General features: G+C 58.9%; 22 protein-coding genes. 9 read left to right on the forward strand and 13 right to left on the reverse strand.

Annotation, left to right across the window (positions count from 1 at the left end; genetic code table 11):
- Positions 1-21 precede the first annotated feature (21 nt).
- From GH769_RS15750 to GH769_RS29465, 5 genes are all read right to left on the reverse strand, one after another.
- Positions 22-657, reverse strand: coding sequence for a lytic polysaccharide monooxygenase auxiliary activity family 9 protein (locus GH769_RS15750; RefSeq protein WP_032904117.1), 636 nt, complete (start codon positions 655-657; stop codon positions 22-24).
- A gap of 306 nt (positions 658-963) precedes the next feature.
- The gene (locus GH769_RS15755; RefSeq protein WP_019817550.1) at positions 964-1,338 is read right to left on the reverse strand and encodes an addiction module antidote protein; all 375 of its coding nucleotides are present in this window, start codon (positions 1,336-1,338) and stop codon (positions 964-966) included.
- 1 nt (position 1,339) lies between these two features.
- On the reverse strand, positions 1,340-1,642 hold the full coding sequence (locus GH769_RS15760; RefSeq protein ID WP_014719210.1) for a type II toxin-antitoxin system RelE/ParE family toxin: 303 nt from the start codon (positions 1,640-1,642) through the stop codon (positions 1,340-1,342).
- Between the two features lie 295 nt (positions 1,643-1,937).
- Positions 1,938-2,774, reverse strand: a complete 837-nt coding sequence (locus GH769_RS15765; RefSeq protein ID WP_069868358.1) for an IS3 family transposase — start codon at positions 2,772-2,774, stop codon at positions 1,938-1,940.
- On the reverse strand, positions 2,771-3,073 hold the full coding sequence (locus tag GH769_RS29465; protein ID WP_372242385.1) for a transposase: 303 nt from the start codon (positions 3,071-3,073) through the stop codon (positions 2,771-2,773). Before GH769_RS29465 ends, GH769_RS15765 begins: the two co-directional genes overlap by 4 nt.
- A gap of 311 nt (positions 3,074-3,384) precedes the next feature.
- Between GH769_RS29465 and GH769_RS15770 the strand changes: the two genes are divergently transcribed.
- From GH769_RS15770 to GH769_RS15780, 3 genes are all read left to right on the forward strand, one after another.
- Positions 3,385-3,720 carry a DUF6124 family protein gene (locus GH769_RS15770; protein WP_032902107.1) on the forward strand — a complete coding sequence of 112 codons (336 nt, stop codon included), beginning with the start codon at positions 3,385-3,387 and terminating at the stop codon, positions 3,718-3,720.
- A gap of 190 nt (positions 3,721-3,910) precedes the next feature.
- Entirely contained in the window at positions 3,911-4,651 is a 741-nt protein-coding gene (locus GH769_RS15775) for a type 1 glutamine amidotransferase domain-containing protein (RefSeq protein ID WP_032902105.1), read from the forward strand.
- A 119-nt stretch (positions 4,652-4,770) separates the two neighbouring features.
- On the forward strand, positions 4,771-5,697 hold the full coding sequence (locus GH769_RS15780) for an acetoacetate decarboxylase family protein (RefSeq protein ID WP_153649860.1): 927 nt from the start codon (positions 4,771-4,773) through the stop codon (positions 5,695-5,697).
- Positions 5,698-5,711: 14 nt separating this feature from the next.
- Here the strand turns inward: GH769_RS15780 and GH769_RS15785 are convergent, their stop codons facing one another.
- On the reverse strand, positions 5,712-6,170 hold the full coding sequence (locus GH769_RS15785) for a MerR family transcriptional regulator (protein ID WP_014719214.1): 459 nt from the start codon (positions 6,168-6,170) through the stop codon (positions 5,712-5,714).
- Positions 6,171-6,347: 177 nt separating this feature from the next.
- Between GH769_RS15785 and GH769_RS15790 the strand changes: the two genes are divergently transcribed.
- The 3 genes from GH769_RS15790 to GH769_RS15800 all read left to right on the forward strand — a co-directional run bounded on the left by GH769_RS15790 (position 6,348) and on the right by GH769_RS15800 (position 8,513).
- On the forward strand, positions 6,348-7,178 hold the full coding sequence (locus GH769_RS15790; RefSeq protein ID WP_032902104.1) for an alpha/beta fold hydrolase: 831 nt from the start codon (positions 6,348-6,350) through the stop codon (positions 7,176-7,178).
- A 95-nt stretch (positions 7,179-7,273) separates the two neighbouring features.
- Positions 7,274-8,299 carry an alpha/beta fold hydrolase gene (locus GH769_RS15795; protein ID WP_014719216.1) on the forward strand — a complete coding sequence of 342 codons (1,026 nt, stop codon included), beginning with the start codon at positions 7,274-7,276 and terminating at the stop codon, positions 8,297-8,299.
- A gap of 43 nt (positions 8,300-8,342) precedes the next feature.
- Positions 8,343-8,513: a DUF2986 domain-containing protein gene (locus GH769_RS15800; protein WP_014719217.1), complete on the forward strand. Its 171-nt coding sequence runs from the start codon at positions 8,343-8,345 to the stop codon at positions 8,511-8,513.
- Here the strand turns inward: GH769_RS15800 and GH769_RS15805 are convergent.
- From GH769_RS15805 to GH769_RS15825, 5 genes are all read right to left on the reverse strand, one after another.
- On the reverse strand, positions 8,485-9,480 hold the full coding sequence (locus tag GH769_RS15805) for a GlxA family transcriptional regulator (RefSeq protein WP_032902103.1): 996 nt from the start codon (positions 9,478-9,480) through the stop codon (positions 8,485-8,487). The genes GH769_RS15800 and GH769_RS15805 overlap by 29 nt on opposite strands.
- A gap of 4 nt (positions 9,481-9,484) precedes the next feature.
- Positions 9,485-10,027: a cysteine hydrolase family protein gene (locus GH769_RS15810; protein ID WP_032902102.1), complete on the reverse strand. Its 543-nt coding sequence runs from the start codon at positions 10,025-10,027 to the stop codon at positions 9,485-9,487.
- A 91-nt stretch (positions 10,028-10,118) separates the two neighbouring features.
- Positions 10,119-10,652: a GNAT family N-acetyltransferase gene (locus GH769_RS15815; RefSeq protein ID WP_032902101.1), complete on the reverse strand. Its 534-nt coding sequence runs from the start codon at positions 10,650-10,652 to the stop codon at positions 10,119-10,121.
- Entirely contained in the window at positions 10,642-11,853 is a 1,212-nt protein-coding gene (locus tag GH769_RS15820; RefSeq protein ID WP_019817537.1) for a YeeE/YedE family protein, read from the reverse strand. The genes GH769_RS15815 and GH769_RS15820 overlap by 11 nt, the downstream gene beginning before the upstream one ends.
- 1,096 nt (positions 11,854-12,949) lie before the next feature.
- Positions 12,950-13,567 carry a TetR/AcrR family transcriptional regulator gene (locus GH769_RS15825; RefSeq protein ID WP_032903709.1) on the reverse strand — a complete coding sequence of 206 codons (618 nt, stop codon included), beginning with the start codon at positions 13,565-13,567 and terminating at the stop codon, positions 12,950-12,952.
- A gap of 134 nt (positions 13,568-13,701) precedes the next feature.
- On the opposite strand from GH769_RS15825, the gene GH769_RS15830 reads away from it, so the two are divergent.
- From GH769_RS15830 to GH769_RS15840, 3 genes are all read left to right on the forward strand, one after another.
- Positions 13,702-14,142, forward strand: a complete 441-nt coding sequence (locus GH769_RS15830) for a hotdog fold domain-containing protein (protein WP_003192702.1) — start codon at positions 13,702-13,704, stop codon at positions 14,140-14,142.
- 47 nt (positions 14,143-14,189) lie between these two features.
- Positions 14,190-14,462, forward strand: coding sequence for a hypothetical protein (locus GH769_RS15835; RefSeq protein WP_133244161.1), 273 nt, complete (start codon positions 14,190-14,192; stop codon positions 14,460-14,462).
- Between the two features lie 194 nt (positions 14,463-14,656).
- Positions 14,657-16,519, forward strand: coding sequence for a DUF3857 and transglutaminase domain-containing protein (locus GH769_RS15840; protein WP_032903713.1), 1,863 nt, complete (start codon positions 14,657-14,659; stop codon positions 16,517-16,519).
- Positions 16,520-16,644: 125 nt separating this feature from the next.
- Here the strand turns inward: GH769_RS15840 and GH769_RS15845 are convergent, their stop codons facing one another.
- Positions 16,645-17,955 (reverse strand): HAMP domain-containing sensor histidine kinase, encoded by a 1,311-nt coding sequence (locus GH769_RS15845; protein WP_032903714.1) that lies wholly within the window; start codon positions 17,953-17,955, stop codon positions 16,645-16,647.
- Positions 17,948-18,622: a response regulator transcription factor gene (locus GH769_RS15850; protein WP_019817535.1), complete on the reverse strand. Its 675-nt coding sequence runs from the start codon at positions 18,620-18,622 to the stop codon at positions 17,948-17,950. The genes GH769_RS15845 and GH769_RS15850 overlap by 8 nt, the downstream gene beginning before the upstream one ends.
- Positions 18,623-18,682: the final 60 nt, after the last annotated feature.

Below are 18,682 nucleotides of genomic sequence, written 5' to 3' on the forward strand. Positions count from 1 at the left end.
TGTGGGTTTAACGGTGCGGGCTTATTTGAAGTCCACATCGAAGGCTTGATAGAAGGCGTTGCCGGTGTTGGCGACGATCCACATCAACACAATCACATGCTGGCCCTTTTTGTGGATCGGCAGTTTCACTTCATGATTGACCTTGGCCTTCAGTTCACCTGCATGGCTGTAGTACGGCACCTGGGCATAGAAGTCTTCAGCGAACGGCTGGGCTTCCAGCTGTGCGCGGGTGATGCGCTGTTTCGGATCCCAGCCATCCTTGGTGATCAGCCAGCGATAGCCACGGGTGGTGTGCGGCGCGGTGTATGCCCAGGTGACCTTGAAGGTCTGACCCGGCTCGACATTGAGCAACGGCCAGGTGAAGGCGCGACCAAGTTTCTTGGCCATTTCCTCGTGGGTGAAGTTGACGCAGTCACGGGCATCGGTCTTGCCACCGCTGAGGATGACGCCGTCGGCGGGTGGAGTGACGCTGTCACTGTCGGTTTGATAAGGCGCCGGAAACGGACCGGCCGTCAGTGCCGGGAAGTTCTTGCCGCCTTCCATTTCATTGACCTGCCAGGTTTCCAGCAGGCCAAGATCCACGGCGACTGCGCCACGGCTGGAAGGGGATGTGACACGACCATGGCGAAGAGGTGTGTGGGTTTGTGGTTTGTTCATGTTGTGACTCCATTGATTTGATTAAGAACTCTCCTTTCTTGAAGGAGAGGACCTCAACCTAACGGAGTTGCTTTTTTTTGCCACAGGCCCATTTTTCACTCATTTTCGTTTCAGGAGCGCGCCGACCTGCAAATACTGGATATATAACCAGTATCATGGAGGAAACCCTACGCTGCTAGAGGTCGATTTCCTACAAGACCAGGCGCACATCAACACGCCTTCTCGCGTAAATGGCGAATGGGCGCTCTGTCGACAAAAAGGGACGTATCTATTTTCAAGCAAATAAACCGTCCTGTTTTTGGTTCATCACGTTTTGCCAATGACGACCGTTTTATTAATTGCGGTCGCGGCAATCGGTTGCACCGTCAGTTCCACCCCTAATGCCAACATCAGCTTCTGGACCGTCTCATATCGCGTCTTTGAGCCGCCTTTCAGGGTTTTATACAGACTCTCCCGATTCACCCCCGCCGCTTCGGCAACCTTGTTCACTCCCTGGGCCTTGGCAACCTCGGCCAGCGCCTTCATAAGGACTTGCGGGTCGTGGCACGCCATGCTTTGCGCAAGATAGGCACTGATAGTTTGCGGGCTATCAAGGAAACGTGAAGCCTCATAGGCGCTGGTGCCGGATGTATCCAGCTCGAGGATCGGCATGTCCTCTGGTTTGAATGTTGACTGACTCATGTCATTGACCTCTCAGGGCATCAAGAATCTCTTTTGCCCGCTTGATTCCTCGTTTCTGGTCGGTTTTATCGCTTCCCCACAGCATCAGGTAAGCGGTGATGCCCGTGCGCACAAAGTAAATCCTGTAGCCGGGCCCGACAAACACACGCATTTCACTCATGCCATCGCCTACAGGCTGGCAATCGCCAAAATTGTTTTCTTCGGCTCGATCCAGGCGGATCAGTACAGCCGTCTTACCCCACACATCCTTCATACCGTCGAGCCATGTATCGAACTCGGGCGTCCTGCCGATCGTATTGGTCACAGATTCAAATGTAGCCTACTGGCTACTCCTTGTAGATGCCAGTGAATTTTTAATGTCGGTGTGCACCGCCAGAAAAAATCCTAGTCCAGCCGCCGCGCAGGCAGCCGAGCAATACTATTAGCGCTTGTGTCCTCAAGACCGAAACGTTGCGTCGCGACTGAGGCATCCTCTCTGTAGGAGCGAGCTTGCTCGCGAAGAACGTAAAGATAATGTGTTCATCCAGAATGAACGCGGCGCCTATGGTTTTTCGCGAGCAAGCTGAACTGGTCAAGTAATCTTGGACACCGATTAAGGTTCACGCCGCCAACCTTTCCTTCGCGACCGGCGACCGGTAGTCGTTGTAGCTGTGAGGCCTGCTGATGTTGTAGCGCGAGACATAGCGCTGCACGTCTGCCCGGGCCTCATGTTCCAGTTTGTAGCCCGTTTCAGGAACCCACTCTGATTTCAAACTACCAAAGAAACGCTCCATGGGGGCGTTGTCCCAGCACTCGCCTTTACGGCTCATACTTTGTCTAAATCCGTGTTTCACAAGCTCGTTTCGGAATTTATGACTGGTGTACTGACAACCTTGGTCTGAATGAAACAACACATCCTGGGGGCGGCCGCGTAGCTCAACCGCCATGCGTAGCGCTTCGCAGGTCAGATTGGCATCAGAAATCATCGAGAACGACCAACCCACGATCCTCCGAGCGTACAAATCCAGCACGGCGGCGAAGTACATCCATCGCTTGCCGACCTTGATGTAAGTTACGTCGCCACACCACACCTGGTTAACCGCCGTTACATCAAATTTTCGCTTGAGCACGTGCGGCGCAACCAATGCCTCAACGCCCGGCGACTTGTACTTATGGCGCCTGCGCTGACGACTAGCGATGCCAGCTTCGCGCATCAAACTGCGAGCCATATAACGTCCGATACGATGCCCTTTGGCTTTTAGCTCCTTGGACAAAGTACGTGCGCCGGCCGACTCTCTGGACGCCCTGTGGTGCTTGACCAGCGCGGCTTTGAGCTTGTCCCGTTCAGGATTTGCTCTGCCCTGGCGCTGGCGCCAGGCGTAGAAACTACTACGGTTGATCCCAAACGCCCGGCAACACCTTTTAACGCCGTATTGCTCGTCCAGCTCATCGATCAGCGTGAATGATCTTTGGCGTCCAAAAGCAGGAGAGCACTGGCCTTTTTTAGGATTTCAATGTCCAGGTCTTTCTCCCTGAGTAGGGCTTTGAGCCTCTGGATTTCTCGCTGATCAGCGGTAATCGCCTTGGCCCCTACCGGGGTCGAACCCAGGCGTTCTTTTTGCACTTGATCGACCCAGCGGCGTAGAGCAGTGGGGCCGATATCTAGGCTGGCACAGACCTCAGTAACCGGCTGGCCTTCATGCAGCACCATGCTGGCAGCCTTGAGCTTGAACTCACTCGAATAAGATTTACGCATATCCAAACACCTCAGATTTGGGCGCTATCATAACGCCCGATTGAAGTGTCCAAAATCATTAGGCCAGTTCACTCGAAGGTGGCTCGGTCGCTGACAACTCAGTGATCGGGTTTAGTAGCCCGAGGGTCAATTACACTTAGTGCATGAGCTTCATCTATCAGACGTTCCTGTCTGTGCCTGATGGTGGCTGTGCGTAGGGCGCCTTCGGGCGCGCCGGCTTTGTGTAATTCCCCGGTCTACTAACCTGCGTACAGCTGCCACCCTTTCGTTTAGTAGCGAAACGGTGTCGGCCCCATTCAGGAATTACGCATATGTACAAAGTCACCCCAAACCCTCCAAACGATCCAAACCTGAAGCTTGATCAGGCAGCCCGTCGTGCGATCGATCACGCCCTCAACCCCAACGCCGAACCCTCTCCTCCACCCTCGACACCGCTGTTCAGCGTTGCCGACGATGCCAGCAATGAAATGCTCGTCGCCAATAGCTATGAAACCTTTTCCTCAGTAACCGCCCTGCTGCTCGACCTGTCGGATGAACTGACCGGTAAACAGCGCGACGTCGCGTTGGCGATTCATCAGTTAAGTGAGCTGGGAATGTTGTTGGTCGATAAGTTGATGGAGCGCGAGGCGGCTGTAGCAGCTGGCTAAACGTTCAACACGCCCAAAAAAAGCCGAGCCGTCGCGCCCCAAGACGACTCGGTTTTTTTTTTGCCAAAGCAGGGGTTGACCTTAAAGCGAGGTTTAAGGTGAGCATGCACCAACCGACAGGATTACTGGACCCTGGATCATGCTCAAAACCCTTATTTCTTTTGCGTTGGTAGCGATAGGTGGCGCGCTTATGACATTTGCACAGGCTGAACCCGGCCCTTCCACGGCCGCTGCAAACAATCGCCAGATCCTGGTGATCATGACCAACCACGCCAGCTACCCCTCAAGGCCCGATACCACGGGCCTGTGGCTGACAGAGCTGACGCATTTCACCGAGGTCGTGGAAGCGGCTGGCTACACGACGGTATTTGCCAGCCCCAAAGGAGGTGCTGTGCCTCTGGACGAGCGCAGCCTCGGTTGGCTGTACATGGACAAGCCGGCGCGTGAGCAGTTGCAGTCCCCAGCCTTTCGCGCCCGGCTGCAAAACACGCTGCCCATCGCCAATGTCGATCCGTCGCAATTTCGCGCGATCTACTTCACCGGCGGCCACGGTGTCATGTGGGACTTCCCAGGCAACCTCGACCTGCAACGTGTCGCCCAAACCATTTACAACCAGGGCGGCATCGTCTCGGCCGTGTGCCACGGTGTGGCGGGCCTGCTGGACCTGAAGGATGAACAGGGCAACGCGATCATCAAGGGTAAAAACATCACCGGCTTCTCCAACCGCGAAGAACTGCTGTCGGGCATGAAGCGTGAGGTGCCGTTCTTGCTTGAAGACCGGCTGCTGAGCCAAGGGGCGCGTTACCGCAAGGGCTGGGTGCCGTTCACCTCATTTGTCATCACCGATGGCCGCCTGATCACGGGCCAGAACCCGCAATCGCCCAGGGCCGTCGCACTCGCCGTGATAACCGAGCTGTCCCACGAACGATAGAGCCTAGGCCCCACCCGTAGCCCCTCCCTGGAGAAGACCGATTGAACATTCCAAGCGCCGTTTTAACCGGATTGCTGCTCACCCCTTTTGCCAACCTTGCGTTGGCGGGAACGCCCGAGATGCCCAGCCCCAACGACACAACCCACATCGATATCGCCGGCCAGCAGGTGCCCTTCGTCAAGGGCGGCTTGTACGACCGCTTTCGCTCCAACCCGCCGTTGTCGGTGGTTGCAGCAGAATTACCAGAGGTTGATTTAAGCTGGTTCAAAGGGTTGCAAAAGCACAAGGTCGACATCGGTTTTGAATCCTACTCGCCCAATTTTTACTATCAGAACAGTCGGGTAACAGCGGTCTATACGGCTGACATCGATAAGCTTCGGGCGTTGATGCCACCGCAGGTACTGGCCGCCGTGCAACCCTTGCAAGTCTGGCCGGGTCGCGGACTGATCGCGTTTACTGCGTACACCTATGAGCATTGCGATAACGACGCCTATAACGAAGTCGCCGTGTCGATCATCACTAACAAACCTGGCAAAGCCAACCTGGGCCCCTTCACGCTGGTGGGCCAGTCGATGTCGCAGGATTTTTGGGGCTATGTGCTCAAGCTGCCGGTGAATACCGAGCTGGCGCGGGTGCGCGGCGTGGTCGGTTACAACCTGCCGAAATGGCTGACTGGCATTGATCGCAAAGAGGATGGGCACTCGGTGGTGTATGACATTACCGACAGCCAGACCGGCAAGCTGGACGTGTCGTTCAAGGCCAAAAAGCTTGAGAAACTGTCCCATGATGCGGACCTGGTCACCAGCAGTTTCACCAATCTCGATCACCATGGCCAACTGGCCTACGGGTACGCGGTTTCCCGCCAGCTCAGCCATGGCTCCAGCCGTGACGCAGACTCAGCCACCCTCACGCTGGGCGATGGCAGCCTGTCCAATTACCTGCGCGACCTCAAGCTGGGGAAAATGCTGAAGTACGAATACGTACCCGAGTTCCAGAGCGCACTCTATGCGCCAGAGCCGCTCGCCAACCTGATTGGCGAACGCTGACCCTTGTGCGCCGGTCAGGCCCTCGGGGCCCGGCGGGCGCTTTTTCTTGTGGATGAGGCTGGAGCGCCCCCTTCCTCGCGCAGACGGTTAATCAGCATCTGCGCATTCTCCGCACAGGCCATGCCCTCGGGCTTGCCTTCGATGCCCTTGATGACGTTCAGCAACTGAGCCTTGTTCTGGGCCAGCCGTTGTTGCAGCACCTCGATTTCCTCGACCTTGTGCTTGAGCCCGCTGAGCAGCTCGTCATGCTGCCAACCACCGGCACTTCTGGGCATTAACTGCCGGATTTCTTCCAGAGAGAAACCGGCTGCCTGGGCACCCTTGATGATCTCCAACACCGCCTCGGTGCCGGGTGCATAGTCCCGATAGCCGTTGGATTTACGCTCAACCGATTGGATCAGGCCGCTCGCTTCGTAGAAACGGATGCGTGAGGCCGCCAACCCGCTGATTTTTGCCAACTCGCCTATTCTCATGTACCACCCACAAAAAACCATTGACCTTAAAGTTGACTTTAAACCTAAAGTCATTGGGCGGCCAAGGCGGCGATTCGTAGACGGCACGCTTGCCAGACACGAATGGGCTGCAGTGGGTCAATCCAGCGCCATGATCGCGATTCGATCAGGCCATCATTTCATTTGGGAGAGGCGAACATGGGCTACGTCACCACGCGAGACGGTGTTGAAATTTTCTACAAGGACTGGGGCCCACGCGATGCCCAGGTCATTTTCTTTCATCATGGCTGGCCACTGAGCGCAGATGATTGGGACGCGCAAATGCTGTTTTTCCTGGGCGAAGGTTACCGGGTCGTTGCCCACGACCGGCGTGGCCACGGGCGTTCCAGCCAGGTCTGGGACGGGCACGATATGGACCACTATGCCGACGACGTTGCGGCGGTGGTCGAGCACCTGGGTATACAAACTGCGGTGCATGTCGGTCACTCCACCGGCGGCGGTGAAGTGGTTCATTACATCGCCCGCCACGGTGAAGAGCGCGTCTCGAAGGCCGCCATCATTAGTGCCGTCCCTCCTTTGATGGTCCAGACCCCGAGCAATCCTGGTGGCCTGCCCAAGTCAGTGTTCGACGACTTGCAGGCGCAGCTGAAAGCCAACCGCGCACAGTTCTATCAGGACGTTCCCGCCGGACCTTTCTACGGCTATAACCGCCCAGGCGCCAAGCCGTCCGAGGGCATCATCCTGAACTGGTGGCGGCAAGGCATGATGGGCTGTGCCAAGGCGCACTATGACGGGATCGTGGCGTTTTCCCAGACCGATTTCACCGAAGACTTGAAACGCATCCAGATTCCCGTATTGGTCATGCATGGCGACGATGACCAGATCGTCCCCCATGAAAATGCCGGGGTGCTGTCCGCCAAACTGTTGAAAAACAGCACGCTGAAAATCTACCCGGGCTTCCCGCATGGCATGCCTACTACCCATGCCGATACGATTAATGCGGATTTGCTGGCGTTTATAAGGAGCTGATTGATTATTGGGGGGGGCGGGTGACCGCCTCCCCTCTACCTGAACCGCTCGTTTCAGGTCATGCTGCGTCCTTCATTTCAAGGACGATAAAAACAATGAAAGCCCCCCTCGCCGCCCTGCTCCTGATCAGCCTGACTGGGCCTGCACTCGCCAACGACCCCATCGGTTTCCAAACCACCACCATCCCTGACACTCACAACATTCGCCCACTGGAAATGGCCGTGTGGTACCCCTCCACCAGCACCGCCCAACCCAAGCTGATCGCTGACAACCTGGTGTTCATCGGTGTGCTTGCGGTGCCTGATGCCGCACCGACGCCCGGTAAACATCCGGTGGTGGTGCTCTCCCACGGCTACGGTGGCAATTGGGGCAAGCAGGCGTGGTTGGCCAGTGCGCTGGCCCGGCAGGGGTATATCGTGGCGGCAGTGAATCACCCTGGCACCACCAGCCAGGATCGCAGCGCGCAAGCCGCCGCGCAGTTGTGGCAACGGCCCAAGGATTTGAGCCGGGCCATTGATGCGCTGCTGGCGCAGGCCACGCCATTTGGCGCGGCGGATAGTGGCCGGATCGCGGTGATAGGCCATTCCCTGGGGGGCTGGACGGTCATGGAGAGCGCGGGGGCGCGTTTTGACCCGGCGTTGTTTGCCCGGGACTGCGACGCCCATCCGACGTTGGTGGCGTGCAAGGCTTACCGTGAGATGAACCCTGAAGGTACGCCGAGCGGGAAGGCTCAAGTGGCCGCGGACTTGAGCGACAAGCGCGTGACCGCTGTGGTGTCTCTGGACTTGGGCCTGTCGCGCGGCTTTACCGATGCGAGCCTAGCGGCATTGCCGGTGCCGGCGTTGGTAATCGCTGCCGGTGTGCCGTCAGCGGATTTGCCGGCGCAAATGGAATCGGCTGACATGGCCAAGCGGCTGCCAAAAATGTCGACTCAGTACGTGGAGATCCAGGACGCCAACCACTTCAGTTTTATGTCTCAGTGCAAACCGGGCGCGGCAGCGGTGCTTGACGCTGATGTGCCCGGCGACAGCATGATTTGCCAGGACGGCGAAGGCGCGCGGCCACGGCCCGTGATCCAGCAGCAAGTGATCACGCTGATCAGCGAGTTCCTGGCGCGCTGAACCGGTAGTATCATCCGCGCCTTTCCCCTTCAGGCAACGAAACATGAACCGCCAGAAAAAACTTCAGCAGCTCTTCAAAGCCAAAGCGAAAAAGGCCAGCGCCAAGCTGGCGCCAAAAAGCAAAGACAAATACATCAGCAAGGCGGACCGCTTGAAGCTGGCGACCGAGGCCGGCCAAGAGCCGGTCACGGCTGGCGAGACGCCTGCTGAGTAAGGCGCATGGCTGAAGGGGTTGCCGCTTCGTATTTGCCCCAGATACGCCGCAGATGCCGCGCCGAGCCAAAGCCTGCGCGCTCGGCGATGGCTTCAATGTCCAGGGCCGACTCGGCCAGCAGTTCCCGCGCCACCGCCAGGCGCAGGCGATGCAGGTAATCCAGTGGGCTGATCTGCACATGTTTCTGGAACAGGCGCGCCAGGTGTCGGCTGCTGGTGCAGGCCAGGCTTGCCATGCGGGTGAGTGTCCAGGCCTCGCAGGGGGCGGCGGCGATGGCGTCCTGCACACGGTGGAGCGCTGGGTGCAGGTGATTGCGCCCGGTCACCCAAGGCGATAGCTGCGGGTCGCTGCCGCTGCGGCGCAGGTACACCACCATGTCCCGCGCCACGGCGCAGGCCAAGCGTGGCCCGGCCAGTTCGGCAACCAGGTGCAGCATCAGGTCGATACCCGCCGTGATACCGGCGCTGCAACTGACCGGGCCGTCGGTGACGTACAGCCGGTTTTCCAGGACCCGGGCCTTGGGTGCGAGGGCTTGCAAGGTGGCGCACAGCGAATGGTGCGTGGTGCATTGGCGCCCATCGAGCAGCCCGGCCCTGGCGGCACTCAACGCGCCGGCGCACACGCACACCAGGCGTCCGGCCGAGGGCGCGAAGACGTTTTGCAACCACAGGGTGAGCTGATGGCTGGCCGATTCGAAAGCCTTTTGGTGGGCCTTTGATACGTTCATCGTGGAGCCCACCAGCACCACCAGCGTGCCGGGTTCCAGAGTCTGCGGCAGGGGCGCCAGCCCGGTCAGTGGCAAGCCGATGGAGCTGTGCAGCGACTCCACCGGGCTGACGTACTGCAGGTCGAAATCCACCGCCGCCGGGTCCTCGGCTTGCGCGGCCAGGCGCAACACTTCGGCAGGCCCCGCCAGGTCGAGCATCAGCACATGGGGCAACAGCACGAACAGCACCGGTACGCTCACAGGTTCATCCTTCCAAGGCCTGTTCGACCGTGACGATGCGCGCAAAACGCTCTTCCAGCACCAGCTCCGTGCGTTCGCGGATTTGCGCAGAGGTGTACTCCCGGCCGCTACGCAGGTGGGTCATGGGGAACGTCAATGTCGCTTCACTGACAAAGTCCACCTTGAAGCCGCTGTCCGACGCCTGCCGCGTGGTGGTCTCGCAGCATTGCTCGGTCCGGATGCCACTGACGATCAGCGTGGTGACGCCCATCTCCGTGAGGCGAGCGGCCAGGGGCGTCCCGGCGAAGGCACTGTGGTAACGCTTATGGATCACCAACTGTGGATTGATCGACAGCTCGCTCAAGGCCCTGACGTTGCCCGATTGCATGGAGAAATGCCCTTGGTCTTCAACATGGAAGACTTGTACCACCGGGATGCCGCGCTGAACACAACCATCGATGAGGGCCTGCTGTTTTTCCAGATAGTCGGGCAGGTCATTTTCGGACCAGTAGGTTGAATGGCGGAAGGAATGTTGGGCGTCGATCACGATCAGGGCTTTATGGGTCATGGACAGTCCTTGTGGCTTGCATCAGTGGGTAAACGATGCACGCCATGGTAAGGACCACCCACAGTGCGCGACAGACGCAAGGCGGACTACTTCAGGACGGATTCGGACATGTCACCGGGCACGCCATGGCACAACGGCTGCCGGGTTCGAAGCCATGGGCGTATTCATCCGCCAGGATTGTTTCCAGACGCGGATCGACGTGAATTGCAAAGCCCAGGCGCCGGTAGAACGGAGCATTCCAGGGTACATGCTTGAAAGTGGTCAGCGTCACCACACGCAGGTGTTGGGCGCGGGCATGCTCTATCGCCGTTTCCACCAATCTGCGCCCCCAGCCCTGGCCTTGCAGCGGCTGGGCAACCGACACTTCATGGATATGCAGGTCGTCGCCAAAGCGTTCTGCGCTGAGGAAGCCTTGAGGGTGATCGTGGTCATCAACCACCACCCAACAGGTCGATAGCGCGATCCATTGCCGATAGCGTTCGATGCTGATCGACGCCGCATCCGCCAGCCAAGCCAGCCCTTCGATTGCGCGAAATGCCTGGGCTGCGCACTGCTCGATGGCGGGCAACAAACCGGCATCTTGCGCGCGCGCCAGGCGAATGTGGGTGGACTGCTCAGCAGCCACTCAATGCCACCTGGGGCCGTTCACCCGCAAAGAAGAAGGGCCGTAAACGTACGCCCACGCCGTTGCCGATAAAGGCCGCCACCAGCCACACCCAGCCATGCAGGCTGCCCGAGGCGATGCCACTGAAGTACGCGCCGATGTTGCAGCCATAGGCCAGGCGCGACCCATAGCCGAGCATCAGGCCGCCGATCACCGCCGCGATCAACGAGCGCAGCGGGATGTTCAGGCTGGGCGCGAAACGCCCGGCCAGGCCTGCGGCCAGCAACGCGCCGAGGACAATGCCGATGTCCATGACGCTGGTGATGTCTTCCCACACCGGTGCAGCCAGGGCCTTGGCATTGCCCGGCATCTGCCAGAATGCCCAACTGGCGACATCCACGCCCAGCCCGCTCGCCACCTTGGCGCCCCACAGCGCGAACGCCGAGGTGATGCCCCACGGCCGTCCGGCCAGGGCGAGGGTGGCGTAGTTGAGCAGCGCCAGGCCAATCGCGCCCCACACCAGCGGCCAGGGTCCGCGCAGGAAGCGGCGTAGCCCTTGGTGCTCGCTTTGCACGCCTTGTTCAAGCTGGCCGTGACGGCGCTTTTCCAGGCGCACTGTCACCACTGCAATCAGCGCGAACACCGCCAGGCTCAAGACCAGCGCCGGCAGCACACCGAAACTTTTGACAATGGAAACCGCCGGGAACGATGGCAGTGCAAACCACCAGTCGACATGGTGGGTGGCGATCAACGAGCCGCAGATAAAGAACAGCAGCGTCACCAACATCCGGGCATTACCGCCGCCCACGGTGAACAAAGTACCCGACGCACAACCACCACCCAGCTGCATGCCGATCCCGAAGATGAACGCCCCGAACACCACCGACACACCGGCCGGCGCCACCAGCCCCACGACCGGCTGACCGAACAAAGTGCCCGCGCCCAACGCCGGGAAAAACAACAGCACCGCCACCGCCAGCATCACCATCTGCGCACGCAAGCCAGCGCCACGCCGATCATTAATGAACACACGCCAGGCCGAAGTGAAGCCGAAGGCCGCGTGATACAGCGTCAGGCCCAGCGCGGCGCCGACCACCAGCAGCAACACCTGGCGTGCGCCGACCATGTTTTGCAGGAACAGCGCGCCCGCCACCAGGATGATAAAGGCAATCAGTGGCGCGAGCGGCTTGCGCGCAGGCGTCAGGGAAAGAGAGGTGCTCATGGGGTTCTCGATTGGTTGGAAGGAGGCAAGTATAGCCCTAGACGGAATTTGATCAGATGGCGGCATTGCCGAAAGGCTCATCGCCTGAACCACCGCTATCGCAGCCTCGCTAAAGCTCGACAGCTCCCACAGGGGATCGGCGGTGTATGTGGAATACCGCTTTGCAGGGCCATCGCGACAAGCACAACTCCCGACAGCAACACCGCCCAAATGTGGGAGCTGTCGAGCCCCAGCGAGGCTGCGATGGCGGCGGCACAGGCAACCTCTTCATCGCCTGAACCACCGCTTTCGCAGCCTCGCTGAAGCTCGACAGCTCCCACAGGAGATCGGCGGTGTATGTGGAATATCGGTTTGCAGGGCCATCGCGCCAAACACACTCTCGACAGCAACACCGCCCAAATGTGGGAGCTGTCGAGCCCCAGCGAGGCTGCGATGGCGGCGGCACAGGCAACCTCTTCATCGCCTGAAGCACCGCTTTCGCAGCCTTGCTAAAGCTCGACAGCTCCCACAAGGGATCGGCGGTGTATGTGGAATACCGTTTTGCAGGGCCATCGCGACAAGCACAACTCCCGACAGCAACACCGCCCAAATGTGGGAGCTGTCGAGCCCCAGCGAGGCTGCGAAGGCGGCGGCACAGGCAACCTCTTCAGCGCCTGAACCACCGCTTTCGCAGCCTCGCTGAAGCTCGACAGCTCCCACAAGGGATCGGCGGTGTATGTGAAATACCGCTTTGCAGGGCCATCGCGCCAAACACAACTCTCGACAGCAACACCGCCCAAATGTGGGAGCTCCCGAGCCCCAGCGAGGCTGCGATGGCGGCGGCACAGGCAACCTCTTCATCGCCTGAACCACCGCTTTCGCAGCCTCGCTGAAGCTCGACAGCTCCCACAGGAGATCGGCGGTGTATGTGGAATATCGGTTTGCAGGGCCATTGCGCCAAACACAACTCTCGACAGCAACACCGCCCAAATGTGGGAGCTGTCGAGCCCCAGCGAGGCTGCGAAGGCGGCGGCACAGGCAACCTCTTCAGCGCCTGAACCACCGCTTTCGCAGCCTCGCTGAAGCTCGACAGCTCCCACAGGGAATGGAGGACTGACTAACCCAGGCTGATCGACTTCCACGCGGCTTCAGCCAGCAGTTCGCGGTACTCAAAGGGGCTGTTTTTGACCTTCGCCGACAGCCACGCACGCGAGTAGCTTTCGGCCGCGCCAATGATCAGCGAAGGGATAAGTTCTGCGGGCAAATGACTGAAGTGCTCCTTGCGCCCTTCCCCGCCCATCCACTCCTTCAACTGCTGGTTGCGCTGCTTGTTGCGGGCAATCAACTCGTCCTTGAACGGCCCGCTGGACACGGCGAAACGGCTCTGGAAAACAAACCGCGCCCAGTCCGGCTGGGCGGTGACCCACTCAACGTAGCTGTACACCAGGCCGACCACACCGGCATGGGCCGTATCCGCCGCTTGCAGGTAGTGGTCACGCAGGGCGGCCTGGTCTTCCAGCGCAGCGAAGAACAGCGCGGCGACCAGCCCTTCCTTGTTGCCGAAGTGGTGATAGATAGCCCCCACACTGGTGTCGCAGCGCGCACGAATGGTCTCGATGTTGGTCGCCTCGATGCCTGCCTCGTTAAAACAGGCCAGCGCCTCACGCAGGATGGTGCGTTTGAGGTCGCTGCGCCTGCCGGGGAAGGTGCGCTCAATGAGATCGATGGAGTGCATGGGAGAACGCCAAATCGAAACAGTTTATAGGCTGAGCGCCCAGCAGAGAAAGCTCAGGTTGACAGCCATGGAATCTACAGAATATTGTTCTGTTGCAGAATATTATTCTGCAACTACCCCTTGAGGATATTCCGATGAGCCAAGCCCTGAGCATGTTCAATAGCGTAGGCCCCGCCGCATTCAGCAACCTGGCGTGCCAAATGGCGCCCTACTTCAGCACCATCACTCCCGAGATCGCGGAGCTCAAACCCAACCATGCGGTGGTCACCGTGCCGTTTCGCAAGGAAATCACCAACCACCTGGCCTCGGTGCATGCCATCGCACTGTGCAACGCCGCCGAACTGGCCGGCGGCATGATGACCGACGCGTCGATCCCCGCAGGCGCACGCTGGATTCCCAAAGGCATGACTGTGGAATACCTGGCCAAGGCGAAAACCGATATCCGCGCCGTGGCCGATGGCAGCGCTATCGATTGGCAGACTGCGGGGGACAAGATCGTGCCGGTCGAGATTTTCGATGCGGGTGGCGTCAAGGTCTTCACCGCCCACATCACCATGAATGTGAAGCTCGCTTAGGTAATCGGCCGGCCCAGGCAGTATCAGCTACGCAGCATCTGCAATGCGTGACTGGACGCCTGGTGCGGTCGACGATGCACTGCGAAGCGGTGCGGATTGCCGTGGTGGTATCGCCGGCGATATGCGGCATCAATTGCGCATCGGCAATACCGCCAACGGCGAGCTGCATCGGTCCTTTCCAGGGCGAAGGTATCAAGGGCGAACGCCTTATCGGCATATCAAATAAGAAGACGGGAAAAGATCATCAGCCGTCAAAAAAACACCTATTCACCCAAGAGACATGGATCAAGGCTTTTAACTTTCTGATTAACCAGCGCTAAATAAAATCCTTCGAAAACGTCTTACTCAATGGGAAGTCTCGGCACGCATAGCGTACGAGAGAAACCTAAAAAATCTTCATAACCCCTGAACGTCAGCCAATTGAGTAGGCGAAGCGCTCGCGAGTCCTATCCATCGACTTATTCAGGAACATACGCCCCGGTGAAACGGCGCGCCCTAGTTCAGAAGGATCTCTATGCAAAGCCTGCCGTTCTCTGCGTTACGCCTGCTCGGTGTGCTGGCAGTCATGGTCTGCGTGCTGTTGACGACGCCAGCCCGTGCCGACTACACCGACCTCTCCCTGACCCACGAAAAAAACATCCAGTCCTACGTCGTGAACCCCGACGGTAGCTTTGTGCTGGATGTCGAACGGGTTATGCGGATCAATGAAGAGCGCGCGATCACCTCCAACGCCCAGCGCTCTGTGACCTACAATCGCACCCTGGAAACTCTGGATATTGTCGAGGCCTACACTCTCAAATCCGATGGCCGCAAAGTCGTGGTAACACCAGACCGGATCAAGGAGCAGCAGGAACTGGAGTCTGCCCAGGCGCCGATGTTTCAGGACTCGCGGGTCAAAGTGGTGATCTTCCCGGAGCTGCAAGTGGGTGATCGCATGGTTCTGCGGTACCAGCGCCATCGCAATACGCCGTTGTTTGCGGGGCAGTTCGAAGACCTTTTCTCGCCGGATTTCTACCAGAATGAGCAGGTGCGCCTGAGCTACGACATGCCCGCCGAAATGAAGCTGTACGCCGACTCACGGGGTTTCAAAGCGTCCACGCCAGCCAACGCCAACGGGCGAACGGTGTACCGCTGGGACGTGGAACAAACCAAGAAAAATCGCGTGGAAGATGGCTCCGTTGCCTACACCGACTACGGGCAACTGCTGGCCGTATCGACGTTCACCGACTACAAACAGTTTGCCCAGGCCTACGCCGCACGCGCACAGGTAGAAGTGACCCCGGCCATAACCCAACTGGCCAAGGAACTCACCGCCAACCTCGACAACCCACGCAGCAAGGCCTTGGTGCTGAGTGACTGGGTACGCAAGAACATTCGCTATGTGGCCGTGTACGTCGGTGCCGGTGGCGTGGTGCCGCATTCAGCGCAGGCGGTGCTGGATAACCGTTATGGCGACTGCAAAGACCATGTAGCCCTGCTTGAAGCGCTGCTCAAAGCCGTCGCCATTGAAAGCTCGCCCGCACTGATCAACGCCGGCAACGCCTACGTACTGCCCCAGGTGCCGACCCTGGGCGTGCTCAACCATGTAATCACTTATGTACCCAGCCTCGATCTGTACCTGGACTCCACCGCGACCCCCATCTCCGCTGGCTACCTGCCTCTGCCCGAACTCGGCAAACCGGTATTGCTGACACAGACCGGTGAACGTAAGCAGACACCGTCCCGCCAGCCTGGCAAAGTGGACACAACCATGGTGTTCAAGGTCAACACCAAAGGCGCTGCAGACTTTACCAACGACTCCACCATCGACGGTTGGGGCGCGGAGCTTAACCGCTTCATGCTCAAGGCCATGCAGCCAGCCGACCGTAATCAGTTGGTGCAACAGGTCCTGAGCATGTTTGGGCAATCCGGTAGCGGCGTGATCGAAACTGACGCTTTGGACAGTACTGCCAATACCTTCAAGTTCACCCTCAAAGGCCACACCAGCAATCTGGTCAACCTGCCTGGCCCGACCGGGGTGCCTACCCTCTCCAGCCTGGCCGGCGGTATTGGCCAGAGCGTGTTTTCCTTGATGGCCGAAAAGGAACGCACTCAGAACTTCTCCTGCCTTTCGAGTGAGATATCAGAAGTAGCGCGCCTGGAGTTCCCCGCCAAGGTGAAGATCCTCGCGGTGCCCAAGGCGGTGTCGGTGAAACAGGCGGGCTTCGACTACCGCTCGACCTATGTGAAGAAGGCCAATACGGTGCTGATCACGCGCCAATATGTGTTTAGCAAGCCAGAGATTCTCTGCAGCCCGGAGGATTTTGCGGCCATGCAGCCGGCGATTGAAGGCATGGTCAACGATTTGAAAAGCCAGGTGATTGTGCAGACGTTGTAACGCCTTGGCCCTTCTTGCGTGTCAGTGGTTATGCACTGGCGCGCGGGAAGCGGGGACTGCATGCTGAGGCGCAGCTATAAAACCGTTCCTAACCCGGTTGGCGCTTCTGTGAGGCGCTATCAGCCTTAACGTTCTGACTCGACAGCCCGCCCGCTCGTAAAATCAAGAATGACCGTAAACCTCTGTTGCTCACGGATCACCTCAATCTGCCAGCCCAGCTTTGCGCACAATTGCCGCATCAACTGCAACCCAAGACCATATCCATAGTCGTCGGATTCCTGCCGCGGCTTGGCCTCGTTGATGTAATTGGCAATCACCAGCCGGGGGTATTTGAAACTGATTTCCACCGTGCCCTCTTCCGCGTATTGCAGCGCATTGCGCAGGAAGTTGCCGATCACGATACGACACGCCGTAGGGGGCAATCGGCAAGGTTCGTTGTGGATGCCGATGCTCAGCTCAATATCTCGGTGACCGATCAGGTAGCGGTGTTTTTCAATCAGGTCGCCCACCAGCTCGCTCAGGTCAACGTCTTCTTCCGGCAGCGGCTCTGGACGCTCGCGACTCATCCACAGCAATGTCTCGGCGATCAGTTGCATATTCAGCACCGAGCGCTCTATGCGCTGCAATGAGGGTGGCAGCACACCGCCCGATTGCAGGGCCAACAATTCGATAGTGGCCTTGAGCACCGCCAGGGGCGTGCGCAGTTCATGGCTGGTGTAGCGCAACAGGCGGCCTTCGCGCTGGCTGGCGGCCTGCACCTGCTCAACACTTTTGGCCAGGGCATCAGCCAGCATGTTGAACTCCTTGAAACTGAAACCCGGCCGTGTGCCGGTCAGTGCCTCAGGGTCTTTGAGTGTGCCGGACCATTGCACCAGGCGCCCCAGCGGCCGAACCAGCCACCAGACCAGCAAGGCGATGATGATCAGCGCCGGCACGAAGACCGCCAGGCTGATGAACTTGACACTCTCTATGACCTGATCGAAATAGGCGTCAGACAACGGCGTCTCGACCTCTCCCCCTGCTTCCTTATCGTGATCGATGTCGTACATGTAGAGGATTTTGCCGTCACCCAGGGGCTGTTCGAGGATGATCTGGAAGGGCTCGTCGTCGTCATCGGAATAGAGATCGCCAAAGATATTCACCGCGCCGAAGGACAGGCTCGGCGATGTAGTGAGCAACTCGCGCACGTCCTGCGGCAACGCCTCCTTGCCGATGACGCTGGTGTAGAAGTAATTGTGCGGCGTCGGCGTGGTCGGGTCCTGTTTGTAATGCCGGAGAAAATACTGAGCTTCCTCCTCCATCATCGCGCTGGCCGTGTAGAACAGGCCGCGCACGGTGAATTCAGGCAGCAGCTTGCTGTAGATCACCAGCACCACCGCAATCAGACACAGGAAACTGCCGCTGATTACCCACTTCAGACTCAGGCCGTTACGCATGGGGTTTTACCTGAATGCCGACACCCGCCAGGGTATGAATCAACGGCCGGCCAAAGGGTTTGTCTACCGTCTTGCGCAGCCGATGCATATGTACTTTGAGCGAATTACTGTCGGGCGGCTCATCGCCCCAGATCTTCGCCTCCAGGCGCTCCCGAGAGACCGGTTGAGGACTTGCGCGCATCAGGTTTTCCAACAAGGTCCAACAGATGGGCGACAAATGCAGCTCCTGCCCTGCCCGGCTGACTTTACGCGTGGTCAGTTCCATCACTAGGTCGTCCACTTGCAGCCGACTGGTCTGGCCGCTGCGACGCAGGCTCAGGGCACGAATCCTGGCGACCAGTTCGGCCAGTTCGAACGGCTTGACCAGGTAGTCGTCGGCGCCAGCGGCAAAACTGGCGAGCTTGTCGGATAACGCGTCCAGCGAGGTCAGCATCAGGATCGGCGTTTGGATGCCTTGCTGGCGCAACCGATCGCATACCTGCTGGCCATCCAGTCGCGGCAGCATGATATCCAGGAGAATAACGTCGTAATGCTGATTGAGGGCCAGGTTAAGTCCGGTCTGACCATTACTGACGTGATCGCAGACGATGCCGCTGATCTCCAGGTACTCGATGACGGTGGTAGCCAGGTCCAGATTGTCCTCGACCAGCAGCAGATGAATATGCACGGAAAAAACCCCTCGGGCAGGCAGTGCGCAGCGGTGTGAAGAATAGCGGAAGTCGGGCTT

Source organism: Pseudomonas sp. CFSAN084952 (assembly GCF_009648855.1).
Classification (GTDB): domain Bacteria; phylum Pseudomonadota; class Gammaproteobacteria; order Pseudomonadales; family Pseudomonadaceae; genus Aquipseudomonas; species Aquipseudomonas paracarnis.

Excerpts from the sequence above, each read along its gene's own strand:
- GH769_RS15830 (WP_003192702.1), top strand. The coding sequence starts at position 13,702 with ATGAGCCAAGCCCTGAGCATGTTCAATAGCGTAGGCCCCGCCGCATTC.
- GH769_RS15800 (WP_014719217.1), top strand. The coding sequence starts at position 8,343 with ATGAACCGCCAGAAAAAACTTCAGCAGCTCTTCAAAGCCAAAGCGAAA.
- GH769_RS15790 (WP_032902104.1), top strand. The coding sequence starts at position 6,348 with ATGGGCTACGTCACCACGCGAGACGGTGTTGAAATTTTCTACAAGGAC.
- GH769_RS15820 (WP_019817537.1), bottom strand. The coding sequence starts at position 11,853 with ATGAGCACCTCTCTTTCCCTGACGCCTGCGCGCAAGCCGCTCGCGCCA.
- GH769_RS15795 (WP_014719216.1), top strand. The coding sequence starts at position 7,274 with ATGAAAGCCCCCCTCGCCGCCCTGCTCCTGATCAGCCTGACTGGGCCT.
- GH769_RS15825 (WP_032903709.1), bottom strand. The coding sequence starts at position 13,567 with ATGCACTCCATCGATCTCATTGAGCGCACCTTCCCCGGCAGGCGCAGC.
- GH769_RS29465 (WP_372242385.1), bottom strand. The coding sequence starts at position 3,073 with ATGCGTAAATCTTATTCGAGTGAGTTCAAGCTCAAGGCTGCCAGCATG.
- GH769_RS15845 (WP_032903714.1), bottom strand. The coding sequence starts at position 17,955 with ATGCGTAACGGCCTGAGTCTGAAGTGGGTAATCAGCGGCAGTTTCCTG.
- GH769_RS15750 (WP_032904117.1), bottom strand. The coding sequence starts at position 657 with ATGAACAAACCACAAACCCACACACCTCTTCGCCATGGTCGTGTCACA.
- GH769_RS15780 (WP_153649860.1), top strand. The coding sequence starts at position 4,771 with ATGCCCAGCCCCAACGACACAACCCACATCGATATCGCCGGCCAGCAG.
- GH769_RS15810 (WP_032902102.1), bottom strand. The coding sequence starts at position 10,027 with ATGACCCATAAAGCCCTGATCGTGATCGACGCCCAACATTCCTTCCGC.
- GH769_RS15785 (WP_014719214.1), bottom strand. The coding sequence starts at position 6,170 with ATGAGAATAGGCGAGTTGGCAAAAATCAGCGGGTTGGCGGCCTCACGC.
- GH769_RS15770 (WP_032902107.1), top strand. The coding sequence starts at position 3,385 with ATGTACAAAGTCACCCCAAACCCTCCAAACGATCCAAACCTGAAGCTT.
- GH769_RS15840 (WP_032903713.1), top strand. The coding sequence starts at position 14,657 with ATGCAAAGCCTGCCGTTCTCTGCGTTACGCCTGCTCGGTGTGCTGGCA.
- GH769_RS15755 (WP_019817550.1), bottom strand. The coding sequence starts at position 1,338 with ATGAGTCAGTCAACATTCAAACCAGAGGACATGCCGATCCTCGAGCTG.
- GH769_RS15775 (WP_032902105.1), top strand. The coding sequence starts at position 3,911 with ATGACATTTGCACAGGCTGAACCCGGCCCTTCCACGGCCGCTGCAAAC.